The sequence below is a fragment of the Rickettsiella endosymbiont of Rhagonycha lignosa genome (assembly GCF_964031165.1).
Taxonomy (GTDB): domain Bacteria; phylum Pseudomonadota; class Gammaproteobacteria; order Diplorickettsiales; family Diplorickettsiaceae; genus Aquirickettsiella.
Window position 1 is genome coordinate 193,688 of sequence record NZ_OZ035011.1, and the last position, 25,752, is coordinate 219,439.

Below are 25,752 nucleotides of genomic sequence, written 5' to 3' on the forward strand. Positions count from 1 at the left end.
AAAAAAGTATTTTGAAAATTAAATTTAAAAAGAAGAAGGAATTTTTTTTATGAAAAAAACAATTGAAGCTGTTGACTCAAAAAAACAAGTTATAAGGAGTTGTTTAGAGGAAATGAATGGTTTTTTTTCAGGAGAGACACTAACTAACTCCCCCTGTAAATCAAGCTTAACGAGCTTGCCTGTTTCTACGCAACAAGCTATTTGTTTCAATCCATTAGCTGAGCTATTAAATGAAAAAAATATATTTAGCTTAGGCGAGAATTTTTTTAAAAAAAAGGCTATTAATGAACTGGGTTGTGATTTGGCAACTCAGTTAATCGTTAATTTTATTCATTTTATACAAAGAAAATCATGCCAATTAATTGATTCTAAAGAAATAATTTCTGTAGTACCTATTAATCAGGGTCTTGAATCTGTAAAGAAAAATAATTGCAGATCATCATTAAATCCCGAATTCATTAATGAATTAAGAGTTTGTTTACCGGATGACAGGAGAGCTAATTTAGAAAAACCAGAAAATTTGGCAATATGTATTGAAAAAATTAATAATCTTCCCTTAGGCGAAAAAATAAAATTATGTGACAATATTTTAAGAGCATTGAGTTCAGATGTTTCGTATCTTCAGGTGGAACCAAATAATTATTTTCCATTAAGCACAGCTAACTCCGATGAAATATTTCCTCAAAACAACCTTTACAAAATATTAAATTTGCAAAGAAACTATTCTTTAAACATAGATTCTATTCTATTTGAAAATTTATTGCATGATAGACGAATAGAGAAAATAGCTTGTACTTCTTTGCAGCGAGATAATGATCCATATGCAGAAGGTAAACCGTTAAATGTATTGTTAGATGAAACTTGTTTTTCCAAAAAAAGACAAGAAAAAAATGAGTCTTTGCAAATAGATTTATGTGAAATTTATACTAAAAAAATAGATAAAGAGGATAAAAGTCTTTTATGCAATGGTATTTCTAATTTTTTCAAATCCAACCGTTTCTGCAAAGAAGGTCTGCAGCGACTGCAATTAATTTGTAATAATTTGACTGAATCTATATTAAATAGTTCTGAAGTACGCCAAAAAATTTATGAGGTAAAGCAAAACGATATTTTTGAAGAAATTAGAAATACAAATCAGAGAAATGGGATTACATCAAATAATTTACAACAAGTAATTGAGCAAAATCAAAGTAAAAGTATGGGGATAACCAATAACACTTATAATAATTCACAATTATTTGCAATTAATCCAGCTAATTCGAATACTACATTAAGTAACTTAACCGATTCATCTTATTTATCCTTCCAATAATTTTAGTATGAGTTAAATGGAAATATTCGGGTGAACTAGCACAACTGCATTCCAACAAAGACGGCTAACAGCTAGCAGTTTCGAAACTATACGGTTACATCCTTTTTCCCTTATGAATGTAGGTCAACCTTACTATATAAAGCAATTGAATGTGCCATGCTTCTGAGTACACTAATTTGTGCGCATTTAATATTTTAATTATAAGGAAGTTTATGAATATTAAGAATGATCAAATAGTCCCCTGGGATCATCAAAGTGGTGCTGGACCTTTTTATGTGGTTTTTGCTAGTCAGATTTGGAAAAATGGTTGGTGGGTAGAAGCAGAACATTGTCCAGGGAAATGGGAAGAAAACCCGAACCAAAATCCTTGGCGTATCGATCGCCCAGCAACGAATGAAGAAATAGCGTTAGGAAATCCAACAAGTTGTGATAGCACTGAAGAGTGCAGCAAATTAATCTGCAAGGATCCTAAAACAGAAGTCACCTATCAACAAGTAGGTTATAAAGCAGATGGATCGGGTACCCATCTTTCGTATACTTCGGCGCGTGTCGCGAAGTCTGTTTACAATATTTATGAAAAGTCTGAAACAAAACCCAAGTTATCTGCTTATATCACTGATTGGTGTCAATATGATGCAAGATTGCAAAATGAGACGGATCCTACCCAAGCTGGACGTGGTTTTGATCTAAATAAAATCGATGCGAATGCATTCGATCGAATTATCTTTTCTTTCATGGGTATTTGTGGGGATTTTGGAGAAAAAGCCGAAGTAATGCAAAAATCAATTGACGGCTGGAATAAGCAAGTGCCCACTGCAATGAAAGAGGGACACATTGTACTAATGGATCCGTGGGGGGATCTCGCAACTTATACCAATGTAGGTTTAAGCCAAGGACATATGGACTTAACTTATGACAATTACCTCAATTTTTATCAACAAGAAAAAGCAGCAGGTTTATTAGGTGGAATGAGAGAACTTAAGAAAAAAAATCCCGATTTAAAATACTCTTTTAGCGTAGGAGGTTGGACCTTATCAGGATTTTTCTCTGATATGGTGAAAAATCAAGATATGCGCAAAGAATTTATCAATAGTTCTATTGATTTCATGAAAAGATTTCCGATGTTTGATGGTATTGATATCGACTGGGAATATCCAGGCGCCGAAGGAAATGCAGGAAATCATGTGGATCCAGAAAACGACGGTAATAATTATGCATTACTAATTAGCGAATTACGCTCGGCATTGGATGATAAGTTTGGTAAAAAAACAAAAACCATCACGATTGCGATGAGTGCTGATCCTGAAAAAATGAAATTTAGTAACATAGCAGGTTTAAAAAATGCGGGTCTAGATTTTATTTTTTTGATGAGTTATGACTTTTTTGGTACCGGTTGGGCACCCAGTTTAGCGCATCATAGCAATTTACAGGAATCACTACTTTCTAATTTTGCTGGGGTCAAAGCATTGGCTTATTTGGGAAGTGTAGGAATTCCAGCCAACATGATTCATTTAGGTGTGGCAAACTATGCACGTGCTGCAGCAGAAGCTGATTTGAGCTCATTAAAATATAATAAACAAGGTAAGGCTTTGGGTAGTTTTGAAAATGGTGCTTATGAATTCTTTGATTTAATCAAAAACGTTTTTGATTTAGAAGGAGAAGCGGCTCAAGGTAAGAATGACTTCCATCTTATGACCGATACTGATGCAGATACCGATGTTTTATATAATCCCAATACCAAACATTATATCTCGCTTGAAACACCCCGAACGGCAAAGAACAAAGGGGATTATGTTAAAAAGCATGGTCTAGCAGGTTGTTTTAGTTGGTCTGGCGATCAGGATGATGGGTTATTAGCCAATGCTTGCAGAGAAGGTATGGGTTATAAGGTTATTAAGGAAAATTTTCCTATGGGCTCTCTATATAATAAAGGCAAAGAATTTAATATGCCTGGAAAATCTAAAAAATAAATAATACTTAAAAATTTAATGTATTTAATTTTAAGAGTGCTGTTCAGGCACTCTTTTTTTAATCTAATCAAAAATCCCTTTAATTAACGTCAATTGTTTCAGCAATAAGCAGTACATGAGCTGGCTTTCAATCAATACACAATCGATTTAAAAAATGCAGCGCACAGGAAGAACTAGTTAACTTAATTCTATCTGCGAATAAATTTTATGATTCCGAGAACTTTTGATCGAAAAGATATTTAAGCGAGCATAGTATCTGTGATGAATGAAAAATATCTTTTGTAATTTTAGTAAAAGAACTATATACCATATAATGCATCTGGAAGCACAGCTTATTCTAATAATCTCAAATGCTTATGACCGATAAAAGTAAATCGTATTGACGACATAATGTTCCATTTGAAAAAACTGCTGCATCAAATATTTTTAATAATATCGAGCTAAATTGAAGCAATGCATGAGCTAAGTTTTAGTCATGACCACTTTAAGTAAAAACAAAACAAATAATTAGATTCTAATTGACTAAAATGATAATTCCTTATTGAAAATAAATTAGCTATTATCAATAATAATTACAACTTTAAAAATAAATAAAATAGTATGCCGAATATAAAAATTATTAGTATGGGAAAATATCTTCCAAAAAATAAAATTTTATCATTTGATCTTGATACTAAGCTTGGGTTGTCGCCTGGAAGCGTAGCAAAAAAATCTGGACTTATTTCTCGACATTTTTCCGAAGCCAATGAAACTACTTCCTTCATGGGCGCAGCAGCTTCTTTGGAAGCAATAAGAAATGCGAATATTGAGCTTACAAGTATAGATGTCATTGTCAGTGCATGTGGAGCGGGTGAACAGCCAATTCCCTCTACAGCCTCATTAATTCAAAAACAATTAGGTTTAGAAAAGTCAGGTATAGCTTGTTTTGATATTAATAGCACCTGTTTAAGTTTTTTGACCGCTATAGATATTCTCTCCTATTTAATTAGCAATGAACGCTTTAAGCGAGCTCTTATTGTATCCAGTGATATTCCATCCGCTGGAATTAATTGGCAAGATATGGAAACATGCACCATTTTCGGCGATGGAGCTGCTGCTTGTGTGATTGAAAAAAGTGATGGTTCCAGTCGAATTTTAAGTTCCTACATGGAAACGCATAGTATAGGCTCGGATTATTGCCGTTTAGAAGCAGGCGGGACGCGTATTCCACCTGCTCGACCATTTAATCATCAAAGTTATGGTTTATTTTATATGGATGGGAAGAAAGTATTTAAATTAGCAAGTCAATTAGTTGTTCACACGCAAGAAGTTGTTTTCAAAAAAGCAGGACTAACCATAGATGACATTGATTGGTTTGTTCCACATCAGGCAAGCTTGCTTGCCATGCATCATATTCGTAAAAAACTTCATATAGCTAAAGAAAAATTTGTTGATATTTATGCAACCCATGGAAATCAAATGGCTGCTTCCATTCCCACGGCATTATATACGCTTATCAAAGAAAAAAAACTAAAACGGGGGCAGTTAATATATCTTATGGGTACAGGTGCAGGCCTCTCATCAAGCGGTATGATTATGAGGTATTAAATGTTAGCTGTAGTAACAGGTGCAACAGGTTGTCTAGGAATGGCCTTGTGCCGCCTGTTAAAAGAACAAAAAGAATTTCATGTGATTGGTTTAGGTCGAAACAAAGCCCTTGGCGAACAGGTGTCAGCACTGGGTGTCGAATTCCGAGCATTAGATTTAGAGGATGAACCTGCTTTGCAGGAAGTGTGTAAAGAGAGTAGTCTGATTTTCCATTGTGCAGCATTGTCTTCTCCCTGGGGAAAATTTCAAGCTTTTTATGAAGCAAACGTGAGAGGAACACAACATGTCGTTCAAGCAACACCAAAAGGCTCCCGTTTAATTTATGTTTCATCCCCCAGTATTTATTTTAACTTTAAATCTCAATATGACATTAAAGAAGACGCATCTTTAGCCTCTAAAGCGGCTAATTTTTATATTGAGACAAAGCGAGAAGCCGAAAAAATCATTAAACATGCACACTTGAATCATGGTTTAGATGTCATCACTATTCGACCTCGAGGAATTTTTGGTCCTTATGACCGATCGATATTGCCCAGGATCATGGCGCTTTATAAAAGAGGTAAAGTGCCAGTTATTGGTGAAGGTCGACAGTTCATAGATATTTCTTATGTGGATAACGTTGCTGATAGTCTTATAAAAGCTGCCAATGCTCCTCCTATTTTTAGTGGAAACATTTATAACATTACGAATGACCAGCCCATGGCTTTGATCGATATTTTAAAGCTGCTCTTTGAACAATTGAATTTAAGTGTTCAATTTAAATATTTTCCCTATTATGCACTAAAACCTATTGCTCATCTATTTAACCTTGTTTATAAATTGCCATTTATAAAATCTGAACCTCCTATAACTCCTTATACGCTAGGCATTATGACATTCGGACAGACTCTTAATATTGAGCGGGCCAAAGCGGATCTGAAATACAAGGCTAGTTTAAGTATCGAAGAGGGCATTAAGCGCTATGTTCAATGGGTCAAGCAAGTATGTTAAGTTTTCAATGGTTCCAAGCAGGGTTTTGCAAGCACTATGCGTGTGTTACTTTACAGGGGGGCAAGTTTAAAAAATTACGATATCCTGCATTATGTTTTTTTATCCAACATCCCCACTTCGGGAATATTCTTTATGATACCGGCTACAGTCAGCGCTTTTGTGCGTTAACCTCTTCTTTTCCCGAGTGTATTTATCAATGGATAACTCCAGTCACACAAACCCAAGATTTAAAAGTACAGTTGCAGGCTAAAAATATTAATCCTGAAACAATTAACTTTATTATTATTTCTCACTTTCATTCAGATCATCTAGGCGGTTTAAGGGATTTCCCAAACGCAAAATTTATCTGTCATTCAGAGGCCTGGGAAAGCATTAAGCATCTAGGACGATATAGGAGTTTATTTAGAGCCTTTATTCCTCGTCTATTGCCAAAAGATTTTGAAATTAGATTACAATTATTAAATCACCGTCAAACCATAAAACTGACATCTGACATGAGACCTTTCGATACTGGGTATGACATTTTAGGAGACGGTAGCTTAATTGTTATTGATTTGCCTGGACACGCTAAAGGCCATATTGGCGTTTTTTTTCAAGACAACATGGGTAAGGTAATTTTTTTGGTCGGTGATAGTTGTTGGCACAAGCAAAGTTTTCAATCACTGCGAATGCCAAGTCTATTAACCTATTTATTTCATGATGATAAAAAAATCTATGTAGATACCATTCAGAAATTACATCAACTTTATTTAAAAAACCCAAAAATAAAGATTATTCCGTCTCATTGTCAACTCTCATTCAAAGATCTAGCATAGGATAACTAATAATGCTATTGACTATTTTAAAACAATATTTCAAAACTCGGTGGGATCAGAGAGTTATAACCAGTCAAAAACGTTTAGAAGATTATCAGAATAGACGTTGGAAGGTTTTTAAAAAAAATGTATTGCCTCATTCTCCATTTTATAGAGAATATATTGATAAACAACTAGAAGAATTTCCAATTATAAATAAATCGATTATGATGTCTGAGTTTAATTCAATTAATACTGTAGGGTTGAATAAAGAAAGTGCCCTTGAAATTGCCTTACATGCAGAAGAAACGCGAGATTTTTCCCCCACCTTAAATGGAATAACGGTTGGCTTATCTTCAGGCACCTCTGGACAAAGAGGGTTATTTTTAGTAAGTCCCAAAGAGCGTGCTTGCTGGGTTGGAGTTTTACTTGCCAAAATATTCCCTAATTTATCTTTTTATCAAGAGTCAATTGCTTTTTTCCTGAGAGCTAATAGTAACCTCTATCAGTCAATAGCGAATTCATCGCGGTTAGTATTTCACTATTTTGATCTAACAGAAAGTTTATCATCGCAATATCAGCAACTAATGAAAATTCAGCCCTCAATTCTCTCAGCACCAGCTACTGTTTTATTCGAGTTAGCACAAGCTAAGCGACAAGGCTTTATAGATATACAACCCCATACTATTTTTTCAGTGGCGGAAGTGTTGGAACCTGTTCATCAAAGCTTTATTGAGTCCGCCTTTAAAGTAAAGGTAAAACAAGTCTATCAATGCACGGAAGGGTTTCTAGGAATTAGTAACCAATATGGGTCTATACAGCTGAATGAAGAAAATTTAATTATCGAAAAAGAATGGATAGATGAATATCGATTTATCCCTATCGTTACTGATTTAAGGAGAACGAGTCAGCCCATCATCCGATATAGATTGGATGACGTGTTAGTTAGGGCGCAACAATCGTTTTCACCCTTTACTGAAATCAGAACAATTGAGGGGCGTGAAGGTGATATTTGTCTTGGAATAAATAGATTCACTGAAAATACCCACCCTGTTTTTTCAGACGTTATCCGACAAGTATTGGCGAAAGTGCGTGTTGAATTAATAGATTATCAGATTAATCAGATAGAACCTCTTTCCTTTGAAATAGCTGTCTTGGCACTATTAAGTAAAGAGGAAAGAAAAATAATTGAGCAAAATTTAAATAGTATATTTGTTAAGTTAAATTGTAAAATTCCGTATTGGAAATGGAAAAAATTTGAAAGAAAAAAATTTTACATAAAACGCCAACGAATCAGCTGTCAAATTACTTGGCAGGGAACTAGACAATGAATATTCTGGTTACCGGCTCTAGAGCACCTGCTGCTCTAGATTTGATGCGTGCTTTACATAGTCAGGGCCATAAAGTATTTAGCGCGGATTCAATGAGATATCCTTTAGGTCGGTTCTCAAAATCCATTGTAAAACATGTTATTTTACCTGCTCCTAACCGTAACCCACAAGTTTATTTTGATAGTTTAGTTCATGTCATACAGGAAAATAAGATTGAGTACCTGATTCCAGTATGCGAGGAAGTTTTTTTTATTTCTCGGTTTTATACAGAGCTCAGTGATTTCTGCCATTTATTCTTAGACCCACTGGAAAAACTATCCGCACTGCATAATAAATATAAGTTCACTCAACTTTGCCAAAATTGCCAGATAAAAGTCCCTTTCACTTGCTTGCTAAAATCAAATGAAGATAAAGATTTAATACCTAATGAAAATATAGTATTAAAACCAATTTTTTCTCGTTTTGGATCATTTGTTTTAATAAAACCCAATGCAAAACAGATCAGAGAGTTGAGCTTGCATGTTCCTTATGTTGCGCAAGTTTTTATTCCCGGCATAGAGTATTGTTGTTATGCTATTGCTCATCAAGGAAAGCTACTAACACATGCCATTTACCATCCTAAATATACGGCAGGTTCATCAGCTGGTATTTATTTCGAACCTAAAAAACTAGAATCTATAGATAAATTTTTATATGAATTTATTGAAAAGATTAAGTTCACAGGCCAAATTAGTTTTGACTTCATTAATGCTAGTGATGGTTTATATGTGATTGAGTGTAATCCAAGGGCCACAAGTGGTCTACATCTGATAGCTAATCAAGTCAACTGGAAGAAAATTTTTGAAGGACAGCCTCAAGAAATAGAATTTTTTAATAAGCCAAAAATGTTGAGACTAGCAATGTTGTTGTATGGCACAAAAAAAATATTTAGCAAAAATAGAAAAAAATTTATTCTGGACTACAGTAATGCAACAGATGTTATACAAACCTCCCAAGACCCATGGATCGAGTTAAAGCTAATATTTTCATTCGCTGAATTTTTTTTTAAAGGAATTAAATTGAAAAAATTCTTTAAAAATGTAACTACAGACGATATTGAATGGAATGGAGAGGAGTTATGAACATCCGCTTTGGTAATGATTTTGCCATTTCTTATTTGATGCCTTTAATAGAGAAGGGTAGTAAGCATTTTATTAATAATGCAGAAACTCAGGCACTATTTTTAACAATCAATGGCATTAAATTTCCAAGCGGTATCAACTATAAGGAATATACGAGTTCTTACGTTTGTTCTATCTATAATGCATTGGTTAGCTATGGCGCTGAAGAGTCACGAAAAATTGGTAACTTAATAATTGAATATCCCATAAGATTCTTAACGGCCGTTTTAAGCTCTCTCTTAAAGTTAGGAAAAATAAATAAAAATATTTTTGTTAACAATTATTTATTGTCGACTAACTTATATCCTGATTGGTTGGGTGAAGGACTAGGGGATTTTACAAAAGCTACAAAGATTAAATATCCTAACCATGCCATTATTTTCCGCTCTTTAAACTATCATACTAACGCCGATCAACTAATTGCTTTTAAAAAAGCGGGTTATCTTTTAGTCCCTACGCGACAAGTTTACATTTTTGATAAGAAATTAGAGGACTATGAGTTGAAGCGAGATTTAAAAAGAGATAGAAAAGTTCGAAATAATTCAAAATATATAATCGAAGAGCATGCAAATATCTTTTCTTCGGATTTTTCTAGAATCGTGGAGCTTTATAATAAACTTTATTTGAAAAAATACTCAAAACATAATCCGCAATATAATGTGAATATGATTTCGCATTGGCATAACAATAATTTATTAACTTTTTTTGGACTTAGAAATTCTGAGGGGGTATTGGATGGTGTAGTTGGCATATTTGAAAATGAAACAACCGTGTCAGCACCCCTTGTTGGTTATGATACTGTGCTTGCTAAAAAGCTTGGATTGTATCGTCAGTTAATTAGCTTAACTATCGATTATGCGGCTAAAAAAAGAAAAATTTTGAATTTAAGTTCAGGGGCGTCTGATTATAAACTTAATAGGGGAGGGAAGCCATTTATAGAGTATGCCGCTGTTTATACAAAACATTTACCATTTTATAGAAGAGTGATGTGGGAAATTATCCGAATACTGCTTGACAGAATAATTGTCCAAATTTTGAGAAAATATAAATTATAATAATTTTATTCATTCGGAGTTTTCTTTATGAAGCTTAATAGAATAGATTCATTGTCGTTGCGATTACCCTACTTACTTAAATTAAAGTTTAATTTACTATTTACTATAGAACATTTTTTCGGACAAAAATTTACAAATAAGTTTTTATTCGAATCAAGATTAAGACTGAAGAATCAAATAGGTGAACTTTTATCTGTAAATAATTATAGAGGAAAAGGCGTGCCTATCACCGAAATTTCTGATTTATCACCACAACAGTTTTATGCGTATAATTTCCTTCCAGGTATTCCTGTGGTTTTTAAAGGAGTGGCTAAAAACTGGTCGGCGTGTAAAGAATGGGACTTTGATTACTTCTCAAACAATTTTGGGAAAGAGCCTGTGATATTTGTAAATCATGAAGTTTATGGAAGTGCATCTAATAAGTCAGATTTTGAAATTTCATCTCTGGAAGAATATATCAAATCAATCAATGACGTAAATGATCAGCGTTATGCAAGATTTCATCCGTTATTGGATAGACATCCTGAGTTAAAAGAATACTTAAACTTGCGATGGTTAAAAGAAAGAATGATGCAGAAATTTTTTAGCGGATTTATATTCAATGTTTTATTTATTGGAAAGTCGGGTTCTACTACAAATTGTCATAATGAGGGTAATGATAATTTGTTTCTACAGGTATATGGAAAAAAGAAATGGTATCTTTGGCCCCCAGATTATTTGTATGCTTTTCATCCGAGAGCCAATAGAAGTCCTGCAAAGTATTGTGACATTAATCCAGAAAACCCTCAGATTAGAGAATATTTGGGATATGAAAATCTTGATTACTATGAAACAGAGCTAGAAGAAGGGGACATTCTCTATGTTCCATCTTATACATGGCATTATACAAAAAACATTACACCTTCAATTGGAGTTGGGACCCGCTGGACCTCTTTAAAAAACAATTTTAGGCGATCCCCATTGTTGTGTATTTTAGAATTTCTTAATACAAATCCCTCGTTATTTTCAGTCTTCTCTAGTAAAAATGAGTTTGATTTTAATAAAATAATACTTAAGTCTATGGGGTATAAGGACCATGATATAAATCAGAAAATGGGCTGCAAGAATATTCACAACAATTAGAAAAAGAGGTAACTCGATGCCATATAAATTTAATCCACATCGGCATGTTAAAATTTGGCTGAGCAAAGAAGCAGATCTATTTATGCCGATTGAAAATCGGATGAATCTTGTAGAAATGCGCCAGAAGAATCCTTCTGATGAAATTTATCTAGTTTATGATAATCGACTGCTCTCTAAAAAGGAAGAAATTAATTTACAGGAATTCTGTGTCTGTAATGAAATTAAGCCAATTAATGTTGTATCGGATATTGAGCCAAACTGTAAAACAATTCAAGAAAAGGAATTATTGGATTGCTATCAAAAGGAAATAGCGGCCATAGGCAAGGGTGGTAATCTTGCCGCAGCTAGTGATATTTTGCGTTGGATTGGTGAAGTCTATAATTTGGGGACCTATACTGATTTTGATATTAAAGTTGATACTCACTTACTTCCTAATAATATAAATGTAGACTTCCCACTTCTCTTAAATATAGGTAGTGTTTCTATTAGAGGAGCTAATATCCTTAGTCTTAATAATGATGTAATTGCTGTAGTGAATTCTGATGCTGCTCTTAGTAATATTCAATCTATTCAAAACGGCATTCTTAATTCTTATCAAAACCATGATGAAAATTTTTCTTACAGCACCTATCTTGATGATTGCATTAAAAAAATAGAGGAAGTGATCCCTATTTTCTTGGTTAATTTTCTAAAAAATTTAGCTAACTTGCAGATCAATGCTATGGCTGAATTGGATGCTATACAAAATGAATCAGAGGAGAAGTGGCTAACTCCCATAGATATACGTGCAAAATTAGAAAATGAGAAAAAGCATCTACCAGAAAAATTTATAAATCGTGTCTTTAGAGTTTTGGGATTATCTCCTGAAATTAATGCAGAAAGTTTGCGTATTTACTTTAGGAATAAAACAGGGTGGTTAGCATGGCTTACCATGCCACAGAATGAATATAATGCGATGCGTGAAAGAATAGTTTTTGATGATAATACACTTTGTAATATTATGGTTGAGGAGGTATATAATGCTCTATATATGCAAACTGTCATTGCTTCAACAGGCCCCTCAGTGGTATTACCGGCGCTTTTTAAGAAGCACTCTCTTAATGATACGCTACGACCATATACTTTTAAATGTTATGGTTTGGAATCGGCTTTTCAACTAGACAGTGCTCTGCCTTTAGACGCGTCATTTTGTAAGTCAATGGCAACTCTTGCGGCTTGTGATAAGCCTAGTGAAATAAGACATCTTTCTTGGACTGGCCGTGGACATGCTGCTCAAAAATTACGAGAAGAATTAATAAAAACAGAGTTTGATAAATTACCTCAGGAATTTTTGGAACTAAAAGAAAATATTCAATATCATATAACAAGGATCGAAGCGGATTTAAACGGTACCTTTAGTTTTTATAGAGAAAGTGCAAGGCATGCTAAAATTAATGCTTTAAAAAAAATTTTAAGTGCTTTGGATGGCGATCATGATAAGCTGCTTGATGTAGAGTCTCTTGCCAAAGAACTACACGATTTCGACAACAAATATCCAGGTTTTGATGCTTCTTTAGGGAAAAGTAAAACTCAAGCCTTAATAGAGAAGTTTAAAAAGAATATCTTTTTTGCCGTAAGTTGTGAGAGGTCGGGCATGGGTAGGGTTATGCTAAAAAGAGACTCTTCTAGCGAAGACTCTTGGCCTATTGCAAGCCTACTTACTTCTTGAGATTTTTTTCTGGCGCGTTATTTGTCCTTTTCATTGAGTCTTATGATCAAGCTTTCCACCCGTTTGGAATATGTAACTTACTCAGTATAGGAAATATTTTGCTACGGATGTTACAAAGTTTAAAAAGTTTTTCTGATAGTAAACTAAAAGAAAAACAGTGAAGAAATTACTCCGTTATACCCTGATTACATCATTATTTATTGGTCTTTAAATTGGCACACCAATTCGCGTAAGAATCTTTTGAAGTTTTATGAAAAAAAGAGGTAAGTATTTGATTTTGCTGGTGCGCCCGGAGGGACTCGAACCCCCGACACCCAGGTTCGAAGCCTGGTACTCTATCCAGCTGAGCTACGGGCGCATGATCCCAAAGAGCCCGGCATTCTAACAGTTTATCCTTCATCCAGCTAGCCTCCTTTTGCTGCCGTTTGGACCGAATGTACCAATTTTGTACCAGACACACGCTCGGCAGCCTTCATAAGCTGATCACTATTTAAATGCGCATAGCGTAATACAATGTCAAAAGATGACCACCCACTTAATATTTGCAATTCTTGTAAGGATGTTCCATTTTGAACATGCCAAGATGCCCATGTATGACGTAAGTCATGCCAGTGGAAATCTTCTATCCCTGCTCGCTTTAACACTTTACGCCATGCAGCTGTATTGCATTGCTTTACAGGTTTTCCTTCATAGGTAAAAACAAATTCAATATGTTTGCCTATTTGCCTAGCAATAATTGCCGCAGCTTCTGCATTAAGAGGTACTGGAATTGCTGTTCTAGTTTTTGACTGTGATGCACTCACAAAGGCATGTCGCCTAACTAAATCAACATTTTTCCATCTTAATCCTATGACGTTGGCTTTGCGCAAACCGGTAGCTAAAGAAAAAGCTGCCATATCGGATAAATGTGAGGGTAACTCTTTAAGTAACCGTTCTGCTTCATCTTTGGTTAACCAACGTTCTCGTTCAAGTCCTTCGTTAAGTAGTGATATGGAAGGAGATTTGTCAATCCAACCCCACTTAATGGAAGCTTTAAGGATAGCTCTTAATACTTCTAACATCCTATTCACAGTTGCTGCTGTTACACCTTTTTCTTTTTTGGCTTTAATAACTTCATCAACCGTAATGTCATTAATTTCATTCAATTTTTTATTCTTTAAATAAAAATCAAGCCATTTAAGATGAAATTTAGCTTCGTCTAAACTACGCATACTTCTACGATTACAAACGCCTAACCATTTAACTACGGCTTCTTGCCATAATGGTTCAGGTTTCTCATTTAGCTTGCTTTGTCGCCACAAGTCAGCTTTTAACTGATCATGTAACTTTTGTGCTGCTAATTTGTTTGAAGTCCCAGTAGATCGTTGTATTCTTTTTCCACTATGAGAAAGTCTGATCCACCAGATATCGTTTCTTTTACAGAGTGCCATATCTTTTCTCTCCTATTATTAGAGACACCCTGCGATACTTTGCAAGGATTATCGTAAAGCGAACGAAGATAATTAACAAGGTCTTCTTCCAAAAAACACCAACACTTTCCTGGTTTACCAGCAGGTATTTTTTTAGTGGCTGCTAATCTTCTAAGTCCTTCAGGATTCATCTTCAGAAACTCCGCAGCTTCTTCAAGATTAAAAGTTTTCATTTAAGAACCCCTTTTTTATTTTTTTAATAATCAAATTAATAACGTTATTTTATTTCAAAAAAACGTCCACATGCGGACGTTTTTTCTATTTAAAATAAAGACCTAATAAAAAATAAAAACAAGGAGCAATTAAAAACTCTAGCAGCTGATGATTGGGATGAAGTGAAAGATAATCCAAGCATGTTAAAAGCCATGGTAGAAACCTATCTCATGCTAAAAGGATTAGATCCCATAATACCTTCACCTATTTACACTAAAACAGTTAATTGTCGTCAGTGCGGCGAAATACAAACTTGGCCAAGTTGTCCTGATAACACCTTTTGCTGCCAATGGTGCTTAGTAAATAATAATTTGGTCTGGAATTAATAAAAAAGGAGATAAAGAGTATGTTCATAAAAAAATTACTACAACGAGTCATAGGCTCCCGAATGAGATTACGAAGAAAGGAACAAGAAAAGCAATTAATAAAAAATAAAAATAGCAGGCTGGCCAAACTGCTGAATGTAACGAGGAATATTAAATGAAATGCCTTAATTTAAAATGTAATTATTGCAAAACCAAAGTATGTGCCTCACTTGATATAGAAGATGGAAATTTCGCTAAAAGAAGACGTCACTGCCATAAATGTCGAACTCGATACACTACACTTGAAATCCCAATATACATAGGGAAGGTCAATATGGGTGCACGTAATACAATAAAACAAGTTACCAATTACTTTGCAGGGACAGATCCTTATTCTCAATGGCAACAATTCTTCGAATCAACCCATAATGATCTATTGCAATAACATAGCAGTATCAGGCACCAAGAAGGTTTGCCATGACCCGTCAAGTAGTATTTATAATAGCCCAAGAATAAGATATCCTGATTACAGTAAGTTTGGGCAATATTATAATAATCACAAGACATAGAGGCCAATAAAAAATGCTATTGAATAAATTGACTCGATTGGTTTTATGTAGCTTTTTCCTTATACCTGCAGTTACTTACGCTAGTGTGACTGTAAAAATAGAACCTAAAGTGGTCGATCCAAGTGATTCTTCTGCATATATCCAATTTTCCGGCCAAGAAGCAAAGAACCTTTGGGAATATTTAGAGAAAATACAAAAAAGCGGAAATGGGTTCGTATTAGGGGAGGCAAAAATGGGGGTATCGTCCCTTACCTCGCCTGTTATGACTTGCAGCAAGTTCAAACATAATCCTTATGGTAACAACATATCCGATAAAGATTCTCATATGTATGATTGTTTTATTGACTTAAATAGCAGAGGTTTACCCACCGTAACAAGGATCTTGACTGGGGTGGTGATGATAAAAACTCCGCATTCTCGTCAAATAACCGACGGCATTAGTTACCATGCTGGCCGCTAGGTACTTGGCGCACCTGCCGAAGATGCATTTATTGACACCACTATATAAGCCATTTGTCAGCTAAAAAAAATGGCAGGATAATTAAAAACTTAAAAGACGGAAAAGGATAATTTTAAGATGAGCAAATTACCTAATGGTTTAACAATTAAGCAAACTAAGTTTTGTCAAAATTTTATCATTCCTCCGCATAATGCGACTCAAGCGGCTATTTCAGCAGGTTATTCACCCCATATTGCTAAAACGATAGGACACCGATTAAAAGCAAACCCTAAAATCCAAATCTATTTAAAATCCTTACAGTCTGATTTAGAAAGTCAAATGACTGTTAGTTATGAATGGAAACTGGATAAGTTAAAGAAGATTGTTGAAGCGTTTATAGAAAATAAAGAAAACTTAATTTCAAGTAAGGTAAATAGTGCTATTCAAGCCATTGCTGAAATGAATAAAATGCAAGGTCACTATTCCCCCGAAAAGCATGTCAATGTCAATATAAAAACAGATCCTGATCTCCAACAATTAGAAGATCTCATAAAACAACATGGTAAAGAATATTGAGATTCCTCATAAAGAAACCTTAATAACAAAAGCTAAGCTTTGGGGATCCTTGTTATTATTTACTCAAGTGTTTTACTCATTACGCACAGGGCGTAAATTTAGCGTTTCTCAGCCTACTTGCCGCGAACCCCATGTGATGACTCTATGTCGAGCATTAACGCAGACCTTACGCGGTGAAGTACCCCTTCTGTTAATTAATATTCCCCCACATTATGGTAAGACGGAATTACTCATTCATTTTGTGGCATGGAGCCTATCACGTTATCCCGATTCACAATTTCTTTATGTTTCCTATTCACATTCTTTAGCAAAAAAACAAACACAGACCATTCGTCAGATTATGGCATTGCCGCAGTACAAAAAACTATTTAATGTTAATTTATCCGAAACCTCTAGCGCTAAAGACAATTTTGAAACAACACAAGGTGGCTGCGTGTTTGCAGCGGGTAGTGGCGGGACAATTACAGGACGTGGTGCAGGGTTACAGAATGTCGATCGTTTCTCAGGTGCGATTATTATTGATGATATTCATAAGCCGGATGAAGTGACCAGTGATGTGATGCGTGAAGGTGTCATTGATTGGTATTACAATACTCTACAAAGCCGTGTGAATTCGCCTGGTAAGACACCGATTATTTTTATTGGTCAGCGATTACATGAAGCTGATTTACCGAGTCATCTGATTAAAACACAATCCTGGGAAACGTTTATATTACCGGCTTTAGATTCTGCCGGTAATGCTTTAAATCCCTTGATGCACAATGAAAAGCAATTGTTTAAGCTTCAAATTGAGAGACCTTATGAATTTGCTGCACAATATCAACAAGATCCACAACCCGCTGGCGGTGGAATATTTAAGCCCGAATGGTTTTATTTATTAGATGAAAAACCTGAGTTTTTAGCAACCTTTATAACGATTGATACCGCAGAGACTGATAAAACTTATAATGATGCAACTGTATTTAGTTTTTGGGGCTTATATCACATTAAAAATGAATCAGCGGAAACGGAGGTATTAGGACTGCATTGGATCGATTGCGTTGAGTTGCATATTGAACCTAAAGATCTCGAAAATGAATTACGACATTTCTATCTACAAGCGAGCCGTCATAAAGTAAAACCTAGCTGTATTGCGATTGAGAAGAAATCCACCGGCGTCACGTTGCTTTCACTTTTAAAAAGTTGGCGAGGCGTTGAGATAAGAGAAATACAACGCTCCGCTCAATCGGGTAGTAAAATCACTCGCTTTCTTGAGATACAGCAAATTATTGCGAGCCATAGAATCTCCTTACCTCGTCATGGTAAGCATACTGAAGCTTGTATTGCTCACTGTAAAAAAATTACGGCTAATAATACACATCGGTTTGATGATATTGCTGACACTTTATACGATGGCATTAAGCTTGGATTAATCGAGCAATCTATTCTTTTTCAAAACCAGCAACGTCATGATGTTAATCGCGTTATCTCAAAATTAGCAGGACATTTTCAGCAAGTTAATCGACTAAAAGAAGAACGTCTATGGTAGCTCAAGCACATCAGGATCAATTATCTGCTATCAAAAAAAATATTGAAAAGAGTCATGAATACTTTCAAGAGAATGTAAAACGATTTAATTATTTTCGCCAATTTGTTTTTCAATCGTCCCTTTCAGAAGCTGATCGAGCTGCTTTACGCGAAACCAACAAACCTATTCTTGAATTTAATAGTCTAGAAGCGTTTATTTCTCGACTAAGAGGTGAGTTTTCTAAGCAAGAACCTTCTATTACCGTGCGTTTATTAGATCAGAGTGGATTAGATCCCAACTTACCTTTAATTTTAGAAGGTCATTTGCGATCGATCTTTGATGAAGCTAATCATAATGGCTGCTCCTATGAAGTTTATACCGATATCTTAAGTGGCGGCTTTAGTGCCATGAAAGTATGGACTGAATATCAACATGAAAAAAGTTTTGATCAAGTAATTAAAATAGGCAGGGTCTATGATCCGACCTTAGTTGGGTTTGATCCTTTAGCTATTTTGCCGCACAAAGGTGATGGTCGTTATTGTTTTGAGTTGATTCCCAAAACAAAAGAAGAATTTCGAGCAGAATATCCTGATATTGATTTATCCACGATTAAATTTTCTAAAAATCTACAAGGATTTAGTTGGTCTTATCAAAACCAACAGGAAGAGGTTTTATTGTTATGTGATTATTATGTAAAAAAGAAAAAATCTAAAAAATTGGTTCGTTTAAGTAATGGTCATACTTTGCTATCAGAAGAATACCAAAAACTTGTTCAACACTGGCAGGAAACAGGCAGATTGGATCAGATCCCTCATATCCTAGAGGAACGAACCACTGCTCTAGAAACAATCCATCGATATCGCTTGATCGAATCCACTGTATTAAGCCATGAAGAAACAAGTTATCAATTTTTACCGATCGTTTACGTCGATGGAAACTCGATACGTTTAAGTAACAATGGTCAAACTAAGCAAGTAACACGCCCATATGTCTATCATGCAATCGGTAATCAAAAATTAAAAAACTTTGCGGGTCAGTGCTTAGCGAATGAGCTTGAAAACATGGTCATGCATAAATGGAAAGTTGCTGCTGAAGCGATACCTGAAAAATATTTAGAAGCCTATACCAATCCTCAAAAAGCCAGCGTCTTAGTGTATAACGCCTTTCAAGAAGGCAGCCAAGGAACGATTCCGTTACCGCCACCACAAGAAGTTGGGCGTGTCAGTGCGCCGCCTGAAATCATTCAAACCTTTACCAGCACAGATGCAACCATGCAATCCATTTTAGGATCCTATGATGCATCACTTGGTATTAACAACAATCAACTCAGTGGAATCGCGATTGTAGAAGGTGCTACGCAATCCAATGCGGCCGCTATGCCGTATGTGGTGAGTTTCTTGCAATCCTTAAATCAAATAGCACAGATTATTGTCGATCTTATTCCTAAGTATTATGTAACACCTAGAACCTTACCCATTACTTTAGCGAATGGTAAACGTAATTATGCACTCATCAATCAACAAGGAGGCATTGATCTCAAATATCGCAGTGAACAGTTAGAAGTATCTATTAGTGCGGGTGTTAATTTTGCGATACAAAAATCTAGAGCTTTACAGAAAATCATTGCCTTGATGCAAGCCTCTCCCTTGTTTGCTCAGTTTATCAATACGGAAGGATTACCCATCTTATTGGACAACTTAGAAATACGTGGCATTGATCAATTGAAAGCACAAGCCGAAACCTTCGTTCAGCAATTAAAATTCCAGCAACAGCAGCAAATGAATCAACCAAATCCTCTTCAAGAAAAAATCAATTTAGAAAAAACCAAACTTGCAGCGGAATTACAACAGAATCAATTACAGCATGCACATAAAACGATGGAATTAGGCTTAACCAAAAACTCCATCGACACCGATCGAATGAAACTTATGGCAGATGTACAAATAGCTCACAACCAAAATCTTGTACAGCTGCAAAAAGCTCAAACTGAGCGTTTGGCAAAGGAAATTGAGTGGGCGATGAAAAATCGATAGTCAAGGTAAACTTTTTTTCTCATTCTTGAAGGCATCAAATTAAGATTTTTGTATATAAAAAATTATATTATCTTATATTTCGAAATAATATTGTATAATAGGTTTAATCAGTGAGAATGGAAATTTCAAATGAAAGAAAAGGATGTATTCGCTCCTCCAATTATATATAAAAATAATTTTTATACTTTAGAGCATACTACTTCTTTCAATATTCCTGGGTATCTCATTCTCTTTTTTAATAAAAATAAACCTTTTCACGAACAATCTCCAGAAATATTGAGCTCATTAGGCCATATTTTAGCCTTAGCAATTTTTTGCATTAAAGAAGTCATACAAACAAATTATGTATACTGTCTTTCTTTTGGTGAGGGATTAAAGATACCTCATTTTCATTTATTTCCAAGAACCGATCAAATAAAGGCTGAATATCAATTAATTAATCCGTCATCTATTCAGGGAAATATTTCTGGTCCAGATTTATTTGCATGGATAATGAAAAGCAAAAATGGCAAATATTCCAATGTAGAATTAATTTCCAATAGAATTACTGATAAATTTTTAGAACAAAAAAATAATTATTTAAAGGAATAAATTAATGTATAAATTAAACACAGAAAAATATTTAAATGATTCCTTTGATAAGGAACAAAGTATTGAAAAAAGAAAAAAAATATCCATAGCTGTCCTAGACTATTATTCAAAAATACCAAATATCTTCGGGATTATGTTAGTTGGATCATTGCAAGGATTACCCAGAGATAAATTTTCAGATTTTGATTTTTTTTTAATTTATCATAAAACTCCACCTGCATTGGAAAGTAGAACTCAATTTATACAAGATCATGTCAGATCAAATTTTATTTATGCATTAAATTATGTTTCCAATGAGTATGGTGTGTCTGATGATTTTGATTGGGACGGCATAGAGGTTTGTACTTCATTTTATTCATTAGATGAAATGAAACAAAATATACAAGATGTTCTTATTAAAATGGATTATAAAAGAAAAGGATTCTATTATCCCATGGCTTTTGTTGCCGCTGTTGCAGACGGCTCAATTTTATTTGAAAGGAAAAATAAATTAAGTGAGATTAAACAGCTATGTAAAATATATCCAGAAAATTTGAGACATAAAGTTTTATTCGAAGAAAAGGGATTTTTATCTTATTATCAAGATAGAATGAATTTAGCCGCATATCGTAATGATTATATATATTTCAATGATCTAGTTCAGCTTTTTATTGATAGTTCTCTACAAACTATTTTTTCTTATAATAAAATTTACTTTTACTCTAAAAAAGAAATCAATAAGAAAATTTACAAATTAATAGATAAACCTGATGATTTAGCGAATAATATACAAGAACTAATAAACATTGAAAATGATAAAGATATATATACAAAGAAAAAAGAAATAGTTGATTCGATTGCAACTAGTTTAAGAAAGTACAATTCTGACTTTCCTGTTTTAGATAAAACTCCTGCAAATGACTCACAGTTTATTTTAAATAAACACAATTGGTTACTACCAGTGGGTATAGTTACAGCGGCTGCGGGAGTAGCTTTTTTTAAACTGGGTTCGAAGAATGTAATAAATACTATTAGTGAAAATTTGTCGCTCTCTAAATAAATAATTTTAAAAAAATAAAATAAGTAAAATAAATCATGTTGACAGATAAATTTATTAATGAAAACTTTCTAGATCCAAAAGAAAAAAATTATAATATTTTATTAAAAAATATAGAATCAATATTGAAAATTAGTTCGGAAAATATATCTACAGAGTCGCCAATTAAGCACAAAAAAATAAAATTAATTGATAAGTCTATATCAAATGAAATTAATGAAATACCACTATTATTGAGTTCAACTGAAAAAATTATTGAAAAAATAGCGGAAATATTTGAAGGAAGAGTGCGTTGGAATAGCCCTTATGCTTTACTTAATATTGCGCCCGCGCCTCTTTTAGTTACAGTAGCCGCCACTACAGTTGCTTCTCTTTATAACCAAAATGCTTTATGGGATTTTACATCTGGTGATATCATATTTTTTGAAAAAAAAGTTATAAAAGCATTAACCGAACTAATTGGATGGGACTTTAAACTTTCAGAAGGACTATCAACCTATGGGGGGAAAGCCACTCTATTGTATGCTATTAAAATAGGCTTACATAAATTTAATATTGATATTATTAATGAAGGAATTAAAAAAGAATATTTTGTTATTGCAAGTGATCGTGCGCATTATTCTATTCCTGATATTTGTAATTATCTAGGTATTGGTTCTGCTAATTTTATACAAATCAATACAGATACTAAGGGAAAAATGATTTTATCTGATTTTTATAAAAAGACAGAAAAATTGCTAAAAGATGATAAAACTATTGTTTGTATTATCCTAAATGCAGGAACCACGATTGATATGTGCATTGACCCTATTTTTGAAATTAGAAAAATAGTTAATATCTTGTTTGAGAAATATAAGAAAGAAAAAATGCCCCACATTCATGCTGATAGTGTGGCAGGATGGGCTTGGCTCTTTTTTAAAGATATTAATATTAATAAGCTCGATATGAAAATAAATCCTAAAAAAATATTAACTATCTATAAATCTATTTCCCAAATAGCTCATGCAGATTCTTTTTCTGCTGATTTTCATAAAACAGGATTATCGCCTTATTGCTCAACTTTCTTTATTGTAAAAAATCATCAAGATATATATTCTCTTACTAAACATGGAGAATCTAACCTTAAAAATTTGAATAATTTTGGAGATTTTCATGTGCATCATTTTTCATTAGAGAATTCTCGAAGTTCACTTGGCATCGTTTCTGCTTATGTTGCTTTACAAAAATTAGGCTGGACTGGTTTTCAACACTATTTAATTAAAATGTTAGCAATTGGAAACCTATTTAGAAAGATTATTTTAGATTCTTATAATATGTATATTCATATAATTAACTCAAATACAAATGGTTTTGAAACTTTGATAAAAATAAACTTTTTTGCAGATAAAAAATCCTGGAATGAGATATTGCTATCATCTATAGATGAGAAAAATACTTACATTAATATTTGTTTAAAATTTAAGGATTTTATTTATAATAAAATATTTAATGAACTTCAAGACTTGCCACTTATAGGATTTGTACCATTTTATAAAATTCAAAGCATAGATGAGCCATTACCTTGTTATTTAATATATCCAATGTCTCTTTTTACAACCGAAAAGGATATAATTAATATTCTAGATTCCTTAATTAGTTTAAAGTATAAATTTGAATCTAATATGGATAATTTAGTTGTAAGTAATGTTTCTAACCTATCTACACCTCCTCGGTAAATTTTTTTTTAATTAATGCATATTAACTTTTCTTTACCTGTAGAAAGCAACCCTGAATTTTCAATCTAATACACTTTCAAGAAAATTTTCCTAACCATACCCCCATATATACCGTTGGCAATTTACATTAGGTATTTAGATAATAATCCAATAAATACTATAAAAGTATTTATTGAGACTCCTGCGTCGTGGAGATTTTACGGAGCTATCCGGAGTAAATAGTCGGGACTTAGACGATTTTAAGGCTTAATCGTGACGGGGATAATGTCGGAGGAAGTGAAGAATGAATGAAAATATAACGATGGAAAATATACCCAATACTGAAGCAAACATTGAAACTGAATCCGCCGTACCTGTTGAAAAAACGATACCGCAATCCGTGGTTGATAATGTCGTTAAACAAGCAAAAAATCATGCGTATGAACAAGGTAAAAAGGTAGCCAAAGAAGAATTAGCTCAACAAGCGAATACTTCTGCTTCTAGCCAAACTTCAACGCCGCTAACGACAGAAGATGTACAAAATATGATTTCCAATCATACGTCTCAACAAGTCAATGAATGGCAAGCTCAACAAATCGCACAACAGTTTTTAAGTAAATTAAGTTTAGCCAAAGATAAATATCCCGATTTTGAAGAAACATTAGCGAATCTAGAAGTACACAAATTTCCTGAAGTAGTGCAACTCGCTAATAATGTTGATAATACCGCAGAAATTATGTATGAATTAGGTAAAAATCCTAGTAAAGCGGTGATATTAAAACAATTAGCTCAATTGAATCCTAAAATGGGTGCTTTAGAAATACAGCGCTTATCGGATTCCATTAAACAAAATCAAGCTGCAAAACAAGGGCCAATCGCACATCCACCTCTTTCTCAACTCTCACCCTCATTAACAAAAATAGATAATGGTCCAGTTACCGTCAGTGATTATCGTAATCAAGCTTGGTTACGCGCTTAACTGCTGATTCACTTAACCATTATCTCCACAATAATAATACGAATGTACGGAGATTATTTTTCATGGCATTGCCAAATAACAATCTAGAACAAGTTGTTACCTATCAAGCCTCAAGTTTAGCTTATTTATTAAATCTTAATTGTTTTGTTTCCACAGCAAATACTCAATTTAAAAACTTTGAAAAAATCGAAGCGAATTTAGGTGATACGATTAGTTTTGATAAACCGCCTCGCTATGTCACCAACGATTCTTTGATTGCAAAATTTCAAGACTCTGAACATCGTGAACATACACTGACTGTTGATAAAGCCGCCAATACCGCATATGCCTTTAATGTGCAGCAGTTTATTTTTAATGTCAGAGATTATATGGAAAAATTTGGTAAAGCTGCCATTGCAGAATTATCAGCCAAAGTAGAAGCCGATGTTGCTTGCAATGCCTTAACACATACCTATCGTTTTTATGGTGATGGAAAAAAAGCGCTTAATAGTTATGGTGATTTGGCGCAGATGTTAGCTAATTACCGTAATTATGGCGCAACGCAAGATTCTCCCAAAGTGTATTTACCGGATATGGCTATCCCCTCCATTATTAATAGTGGTCTTAGCCAGTTTGTTTTAGATCGAAACAAAGAAACGGCTAATTCCTGGGAACTCGGCAACTTTGCACGTGCTCAATTTTATCAATCCAATTTATTACCCATTCATTTAGCAGGAGATTGTGGAAATGCGAGTACTCTTTTAACGGTAGAAAGCACCAATGATCCGAGTGGTAAAAATATCACGCAGTTAACCTTAAGTGGTGTTGATAAGAAATCAGCGAATGCTTTTAAAACGAACGATCTTATTCAATTTCAAGATACGGATGTATTTAAACTGCGTTACTTAACCTTCATTGGCCATCAACCCTCAGCACAACCTGTGCAATGTCGGGTAATTAAAGATGCGGCTTCAGATGATAAAGGCAATGTGACGATTAATATTTTTCCCGCTTTAGTGGCTGATTCGAGTACTGCGTATCAGAATATCACCACTAACATTGTCAAAGGCATGCAAATCAAAGCCTTACCTAACCATCGGGCAGGTTTAATTGTCGGGGGCAATGCCTTATACGTGGGCATGCCCCGTTTACCGGAAGAAGTTCCTTTTCCGACAGCTAATCAAGCTGATTCTGATACGGGTGTTTCTTTACGCATGTATTACGGTTCATTGTTCGGTCAAAATCAACGTGGTTTTGTGCATGATGTGATTTGGGGCTCGACCTTAGTGGATGAATATGCCATGAGGATTGTGTTTCCAGTATAAAAAATAAT

At 34.1% G+C, this 25,752-nt stretch carries 23 protein-coding genes and 1 tRNA gene; 21 read left to right on the plus strand and 3 right to left on the minus strand.

What is annotated here, in order from left to right:
* Positions 1–49: 49 nt before the first annotated feature.
* The 10 genes from AAHI99_RS00890 to AAHI99_RS00935 all read left to right on the plus strand — a co-directional run bounded on the left by AAHI99_RS00890 (position 50) and on the right by AAHI99_RS00935 (position 13,029).
* Complete coding sequence (locus AAHI99_RS00890) at positions 50–1,312, plus strand: hypothetical protein (RefSeq protein WP_342227817.1); 1,263 nt, start codon at positions 50–52, stop codon at positions 1,310–1,312.
* A gap of 212 nt (positions 1,313–1,524) precedes the next feature.
* On the plus strand, positions 1,525–3,282 hold the full coding sequence (locus AAHI99_RS00895) for a glycosyl hydrolase family 18 protein (RefSeq protein WP_342227818.1): 1,758 nt from the start codon (positions 1,525–1,527) through the stop codon (positions 3,280–3,282).
* Positions 3,283–3,882: 600 nt separating this feature from the next.
* Positions 3,883–4,869, plus strand: a complete 987-nt coding sequence (locus AAHI99_RS00900) for a beta-ketoacyl-ACP synthase III (RefSeq protein WP_342227819.1) — start codon at positions 3,883–3,885, stop codon at positions 4,867–4,869.
* The gene (locus AAHI99_RS00905) at positions 4,870–5,859 is read left to right on the plus strand and encodes an NAD-dependent epimerase/dehydratase family protein (RefSeq protein WP_342227820.1); all 990 of its coding nucleotides are present in this window, start codon (positions 4,870–4,872) and stop codon (positions 5,857–5,859) included. It begins immediately after the preceding gene.
* A complete protein-coding gene (locus AAHI99_RS00910) occupies positions 5,853–6,674 on the plus strand; it encodes an MBL fold metallo-hydrolase (RefSeq protein WP_342227821.1) in 822 nt (273 codons plus the stop codon). Before AAHI99_RS00905 ends, AAHI99_RS00910 begins: the two co-directional genes overlap by 7 nt.
* An 11-nt stretch (positions 6,675–6,685) precedes the next feature.
* Positions 6,686–7,984 (plus strand): F390 synthetase-related protein, encoded by a 1,299-nt coding sequence (locus tag AAHI99_RS00915; RefSeq protein WP_342227822.1) that lies wholly within the window; start codon positions 6,686–6,688, stop codon positions 7,982–7,984.
* Between the two features lie 44 nt (positions 7,985–8,028).
* Positions 8,029–9,105: an ATP-grasp domain-containing protein gene (locus AAHI99_RS00920; RefSeq protein WP_342228385.1), complete on the plus strand. Its 1,077-nt coding sequence runs from the start codon at positions 8,029–8,031 to the stop codon at positions 9,103–9,105.
* Entirely contained in the window at positions 9,102–10,199 is a 1,098-nt protein-coding gene (locus AAHI99_RS00925; RefSeq protein WP_342227823.1) for a hypothetical protein, read from the plus strand. The genes AAHI99_RS00920 and AAHI99_RS00925 overlap by 4 nt, the downstream gene beginning before the upstream one ends.
* Before the next feature lie 27 nt (positions 10,200–10,226).
* Positions 10,227–11,321 carry a cupin-like domain-containing protein gene (locus AAHI99_RS00930; RefSeq protein WP_342227824.1) on the plus strand — a complete coding sequence of 365 codons (1,095 nt, stop codon included), beginning with the start codon at positions 10,227–10,229 and terminating at the stop codon, positions 11,319–11,321.
* Between the two features lie 16 nt (positions 11,322–11,337).
* A complete protein-coding gene (locus AAHI99_RS00935; protein ID WP_342227825.1) occupies positions 11,338–13,029 on the plus strand; it encodes a glycosyltransferase family 88 protein in 1,692 nt (563 codons plus the stop codon).
* 281 nt (positions 13,030–13,310) lie between these two features.
* Here the strand turns inward: AAHI99_RS00935 and AAHI99_RS00940 are convergent.
* From AAHI99_RS00940 to AAHI99_RS00950, 3 genes are all read right to left on the minus strand, one after another.
* Positions 13,311–13,387: transfer RNA gene (locus tag AAHI99_RS00940), tRNA-Arg, on the minus strand.
* Positions 13,388–13,433: 46 nt separating this feature from the next.
* Complete coding sequence (locus AAHI99_RS00945; RefSeq protein ID WP_342227826.1) at positions 13,434–14,459, minus strand: tyrosine-type recombinase/integrase; 1,026 nt, start codon at positions 14,457–14,459, stop codon at positions 13,434–13,436.
* The gene (locus tag AAHI99_RS00950; protein WP_342227827.1) at positions 14,366–14,671 is read right to left on the minus strand and encodes a helix-turn-helix domain-containing protein; all 306 of its coding nucleotides are present in this window, start codon (positions 14,669–14,671) and stop codon (positions 14,366–14,368) included. The genes AAHI99_RS00945 and AAHI99_RS00950 overlap by 94 nt, the downstream gene beginning before the upstream one ends.
* A gap of 162 nt (positions 14,672–14,833) precedes the next feature.
* Here AAHI99_RS00950 and AAHI99_RS00955 point away from each other — a divergent pair, with 162 nt between their 5' ends.
* The 11 genes from AAHI99_RS00955 to AAHI99_RS01005 all read left to right on the plus strand — a co-directional run bounded on the left by AAHI99_RS00955 (position 14,834) and on the right by AAHI99_RS01005 (position 25,744).
* The gene (locus AAHI99_RS00955; protein ID WP_342227828.1) at positions 14,834–15,037 is read left to right on the plus strand and encodes a hypothetical protein; all 204 of its coding nucleotides are present in this window, start codon (positions 14,834–14,836) and stop codon (positions 15,035–15,037) included.
* 154 nt (positions 15,038–15,191) lie between these two features.
* Entirely contained in the window at positions 15,192–15,461 is a 270-nt protein-coding gene (locus AAHI99_RS00960) for a hypothetical protein (protein ID WP_342227829.1), read from the plus strand.
* Between the two features lie 137 nt (positions 15,462–15,598).
* Positions 15,599–16,045: a hypothetical protein gene (locus AAHI99_RS00965; RefSeq protein WP_342227830.1), complete on the plus strand. Its 447-nt coding sequence runs from the start codon at positions 15,599–15,601 to the stop codon at positions 16,043–16,045.
* Positions 16,046–16,162: 117 nt separating this feature from the next.
* Complete coding sequence (locus AAHI99_RS00970; protein WP_342227831.1) at positions 16,163–16,600, plus strand: terminase small subunit; 438 nt, start codon at positions 16,163–16,165, stop codon at positions 16,598–16,600.
* A complete protein-coding gene (locus AAHI99_RS00975; RefSeq protein WP_342227832.1) occupies positions 16,584–18,128 on the plus strand; it encodes a hypothetical protein in 1,545 nt (514 codons plus the stop codon). Before AAHI99_RS00970 ends, AAHI99_RS00975 begins: the two co-directional genes overlap by 17 nt.
* Positions 18,122–20,140: a hypothetical protein gene (locus AAHI99_RS00980; protein WP_342227833.1), complete on the plus strand. Its 2,019-nt coding sequence runs from the start codon at positions 18,122–18,124 to the stop codon at positions 20,138–20,140. Before AAHI99_RS00975 ends, AAHI99_RS00980 begins: the two co-directional genes overlap by 7 nt.
* A gap of 129 nt (positions 20,141–20,269) precedes the next feature.
* Positions 20,270–20,731 carry a hypothetical protein gene (locus AAHI99_RS00985; protein ID WP_342227834.1) on the plus strand — a complete coding sequence of 154 codons (462 nt, stop codon included), beginning with the start codon at positions 20,270–20,272 and terminating at the stop codon, positions 20,729–20,731.
* A 4-nt stretch (positions 20,732–20,735) separates the two neighbouring features.
* Positions 20,736–21,770: a DUF4037 domain-containing protein gene (locus AAHI99_RS00990; RefSeq protein ID WP_342227835.1), complete on the plus strand. Its 1,035-nt coding sequence runs from the start codon at positions 20,736–20,738 to the stop codon at positions 21,768–21,770.
* Between the two features lie 35 nt (positions 21,771–21,805).
* The gene (locus AAHI99_RS00995) at positions 21,806–23,482 is read left to right on the plus strand and encodes a pyridoxal-dependent decarboxylase (RefSeq protein ID WP_342227836.1); all 1,677 of its coding nucleotides are present in this window, start codon (positions 21,806–21,808) and stop codon (positions 23,480–23,482) included.
* 283 nt (positions 23,483–23,765) lie between these two features.
* Positions 23,766–24,440: a hypothetical protein gene (locus AAHI99_RS01000; protein WP_342227837.1), complete on the plus strand. Its 675-nt coding sequence runs from the start codon at positions 23,766–23,768 to the stop codon at positions 24,438–24,440.
* A gap of 62 nt (positions 24,441–24,502) precedes the next feature.
* The gene (locus AAHI99_RS01005; protein ID WP_342227838.1) at positions 24,503–25,744 is read left to right on the plus strand and encodes a hypothetical protein; all 1,242 of its coding nucleotides are present in this window, start codon (positions 24,503–24,505) and stop codon (positions 25,742–25,744) included.
* The last annotated feature ends 8 nt before the right edge of the window (positions 25,745–25,752 follow it).

Excerpts from the sequence above, each read along its gene's own strand:
- AAHI99_RS00890 (WP_342227817.1), top strand. The coding sequence starts at position 50 with ATGAAAAAAACAATTGAAGCTGTTGACTCAAAAAAACAAGTTATAAGG.
- AAHI99_RS00895 (WP_342227818.1), top strand. The coding sequence starts at position 1,525 with ATGAATATTAAGAATGATCAAATAGTCCCCTGGGATCATCAAAGTGGT.
- AAHI99_RS00900 (WP_342227819.1), top strand. The coding sequence starts at position 3,883 with ATGCCGAATATAAAAATTATTAGTATGGGAAAATATCTTCCAAAAAAT.
- AAHI99_RS00905 (WP_342227820.1), top strand. The coding sequence starts at position 4,870 with ATGTTAGCTGTAGTAACAGGTGCAACAGGTTGTCTAGGAATGGCCTTG.
- AAHI99_RS00910 (WP_342227821.1), top strand. The coding sequence starts at position 5,853 with ATGTTAAGTTTTCAATGGTTCCAAGCAGGGTTTTGCAAGCACTATGCG.
- AAHI99_RS00915 (WP_342227822.1), top strand. The coding sequence starts at position 6,686 with ATGCTATTGACTATTTTAAAACAATATTTCAAAACTCGGTGGGATCAG.
- AAHI99_RS00920 (WP_342228385.1), top strand. The coding sequence starts at position 8,029 with ATGCGTGCTTTACATAGTCAGGGCCATAAAGTATTTAGCGCGGATTCA.
- AAHI99_RS00925 (WP_342227823.1), top strand. The coding sequence starts at position 9,102 with ATGAACATCCGCTTTGGTAATGATTTTGCCATTTCTTATTTGATGCCT.
- AAHI99_RS00930 (WP_342227824.1), top strand. The coding sequence starts at position 10,227 with ATGAAGCTTAATAGAATAGATTCATTGTCGTTGCGATTACCCTACTTA.
- AAHI99_RS00935 (WP_342227825.1), top strand. The coding sequence starts at position 11,338 with ATGCCATATAAATTTAATCCACATCGGCATGTTAAAATTTGGCTGAGC.
- AAHI99_RS00945 (WP_342227826.1), bottom strand. The coding sequence starts at position 14,459 with ATGGCACTCTGTAAAAGAAACGATATCTGGTGGATCAGACTTTCTCAT.
- AAHI99_RS00950 (WP_342227827.1), bottom strand. The coding sequence starts at position 14,671 with ATGAAAACTTTTAATCTTGAAGAAGCTGCGGAGTTTCTGAAGATGAAT.
- AAHI99_RS00960 (WP_342227829.1), top strand. The coding sequence starts at position 15,192 with ATGAAATGCCTTAATTTAAAATGTAATTATTGCAAAACCAAAGTATGT.
- AAHI99_RS00965 (WP_342227830.1), top strand. The coding sequence starts at position 15,599 with ATGCTATTGAATAAATTGACTCGATTGGTTTTATGTAGCTTTTTCCTT.
- AAHI99_RS00970 (WP_342227831.1), top strand. The coding sequence starts at position 16,163 with ATGAGCAAATTACCTAATGGTTTAACAATTAAGCAAACTAAGTTTTGT.
- AAHI99_RS00975 (WP_342227832.1), top strand. The coding sequence starts at position 16,584 with ATGGTAAAGAATATTGAGATTCCTCATAAAGAAACCTTAATAACAAAA.
- AAHI99_RS00980 (WP_342227833.1), top strand. The coding sequence starts at position 18,122 with ATGGTAGCTCAAGCACATCAGGATCAATTATCTGCTATCAAAAAAAAT.
- AAHI99_RS00985 (WP_342227834.1), top strand. The coding sequence starts at position 20,270 with ATGAAAGAAAAGGATGTATTCGCTCCTCCAATTATATATAAAAATAAT.
- AAHI99_RS00990 (WP_342227835.1), top strand. The coding sequence starts at position 20,736 with ATGTATAAATTAAACACAGAAAAATATTTAAATGATTCCTTTGATAAG.
- AAHI99_RS00995 (WP_342227836.1), top strand. The coding sequence starts at position 21,806 with ATGTTGACAGATAAATTTATTAATGAAAACTTTCTAGATCCAAAAGAA.
- AAHI99_RS01000 (WP_342227837.1), top strand. The coding sequence starts at position 23,766 with ATGAATGAAAATATAACGATGGAAAATATACCCAATACTGAAGCAAAC.
- AAHI99_RS01005 (WP_342227838.1), top strand. The coding sequence starts at position 24,503 with ATGGCATTGCCAAATAACAATCTAGAACAAGTTGTTACCTATCAAGCC.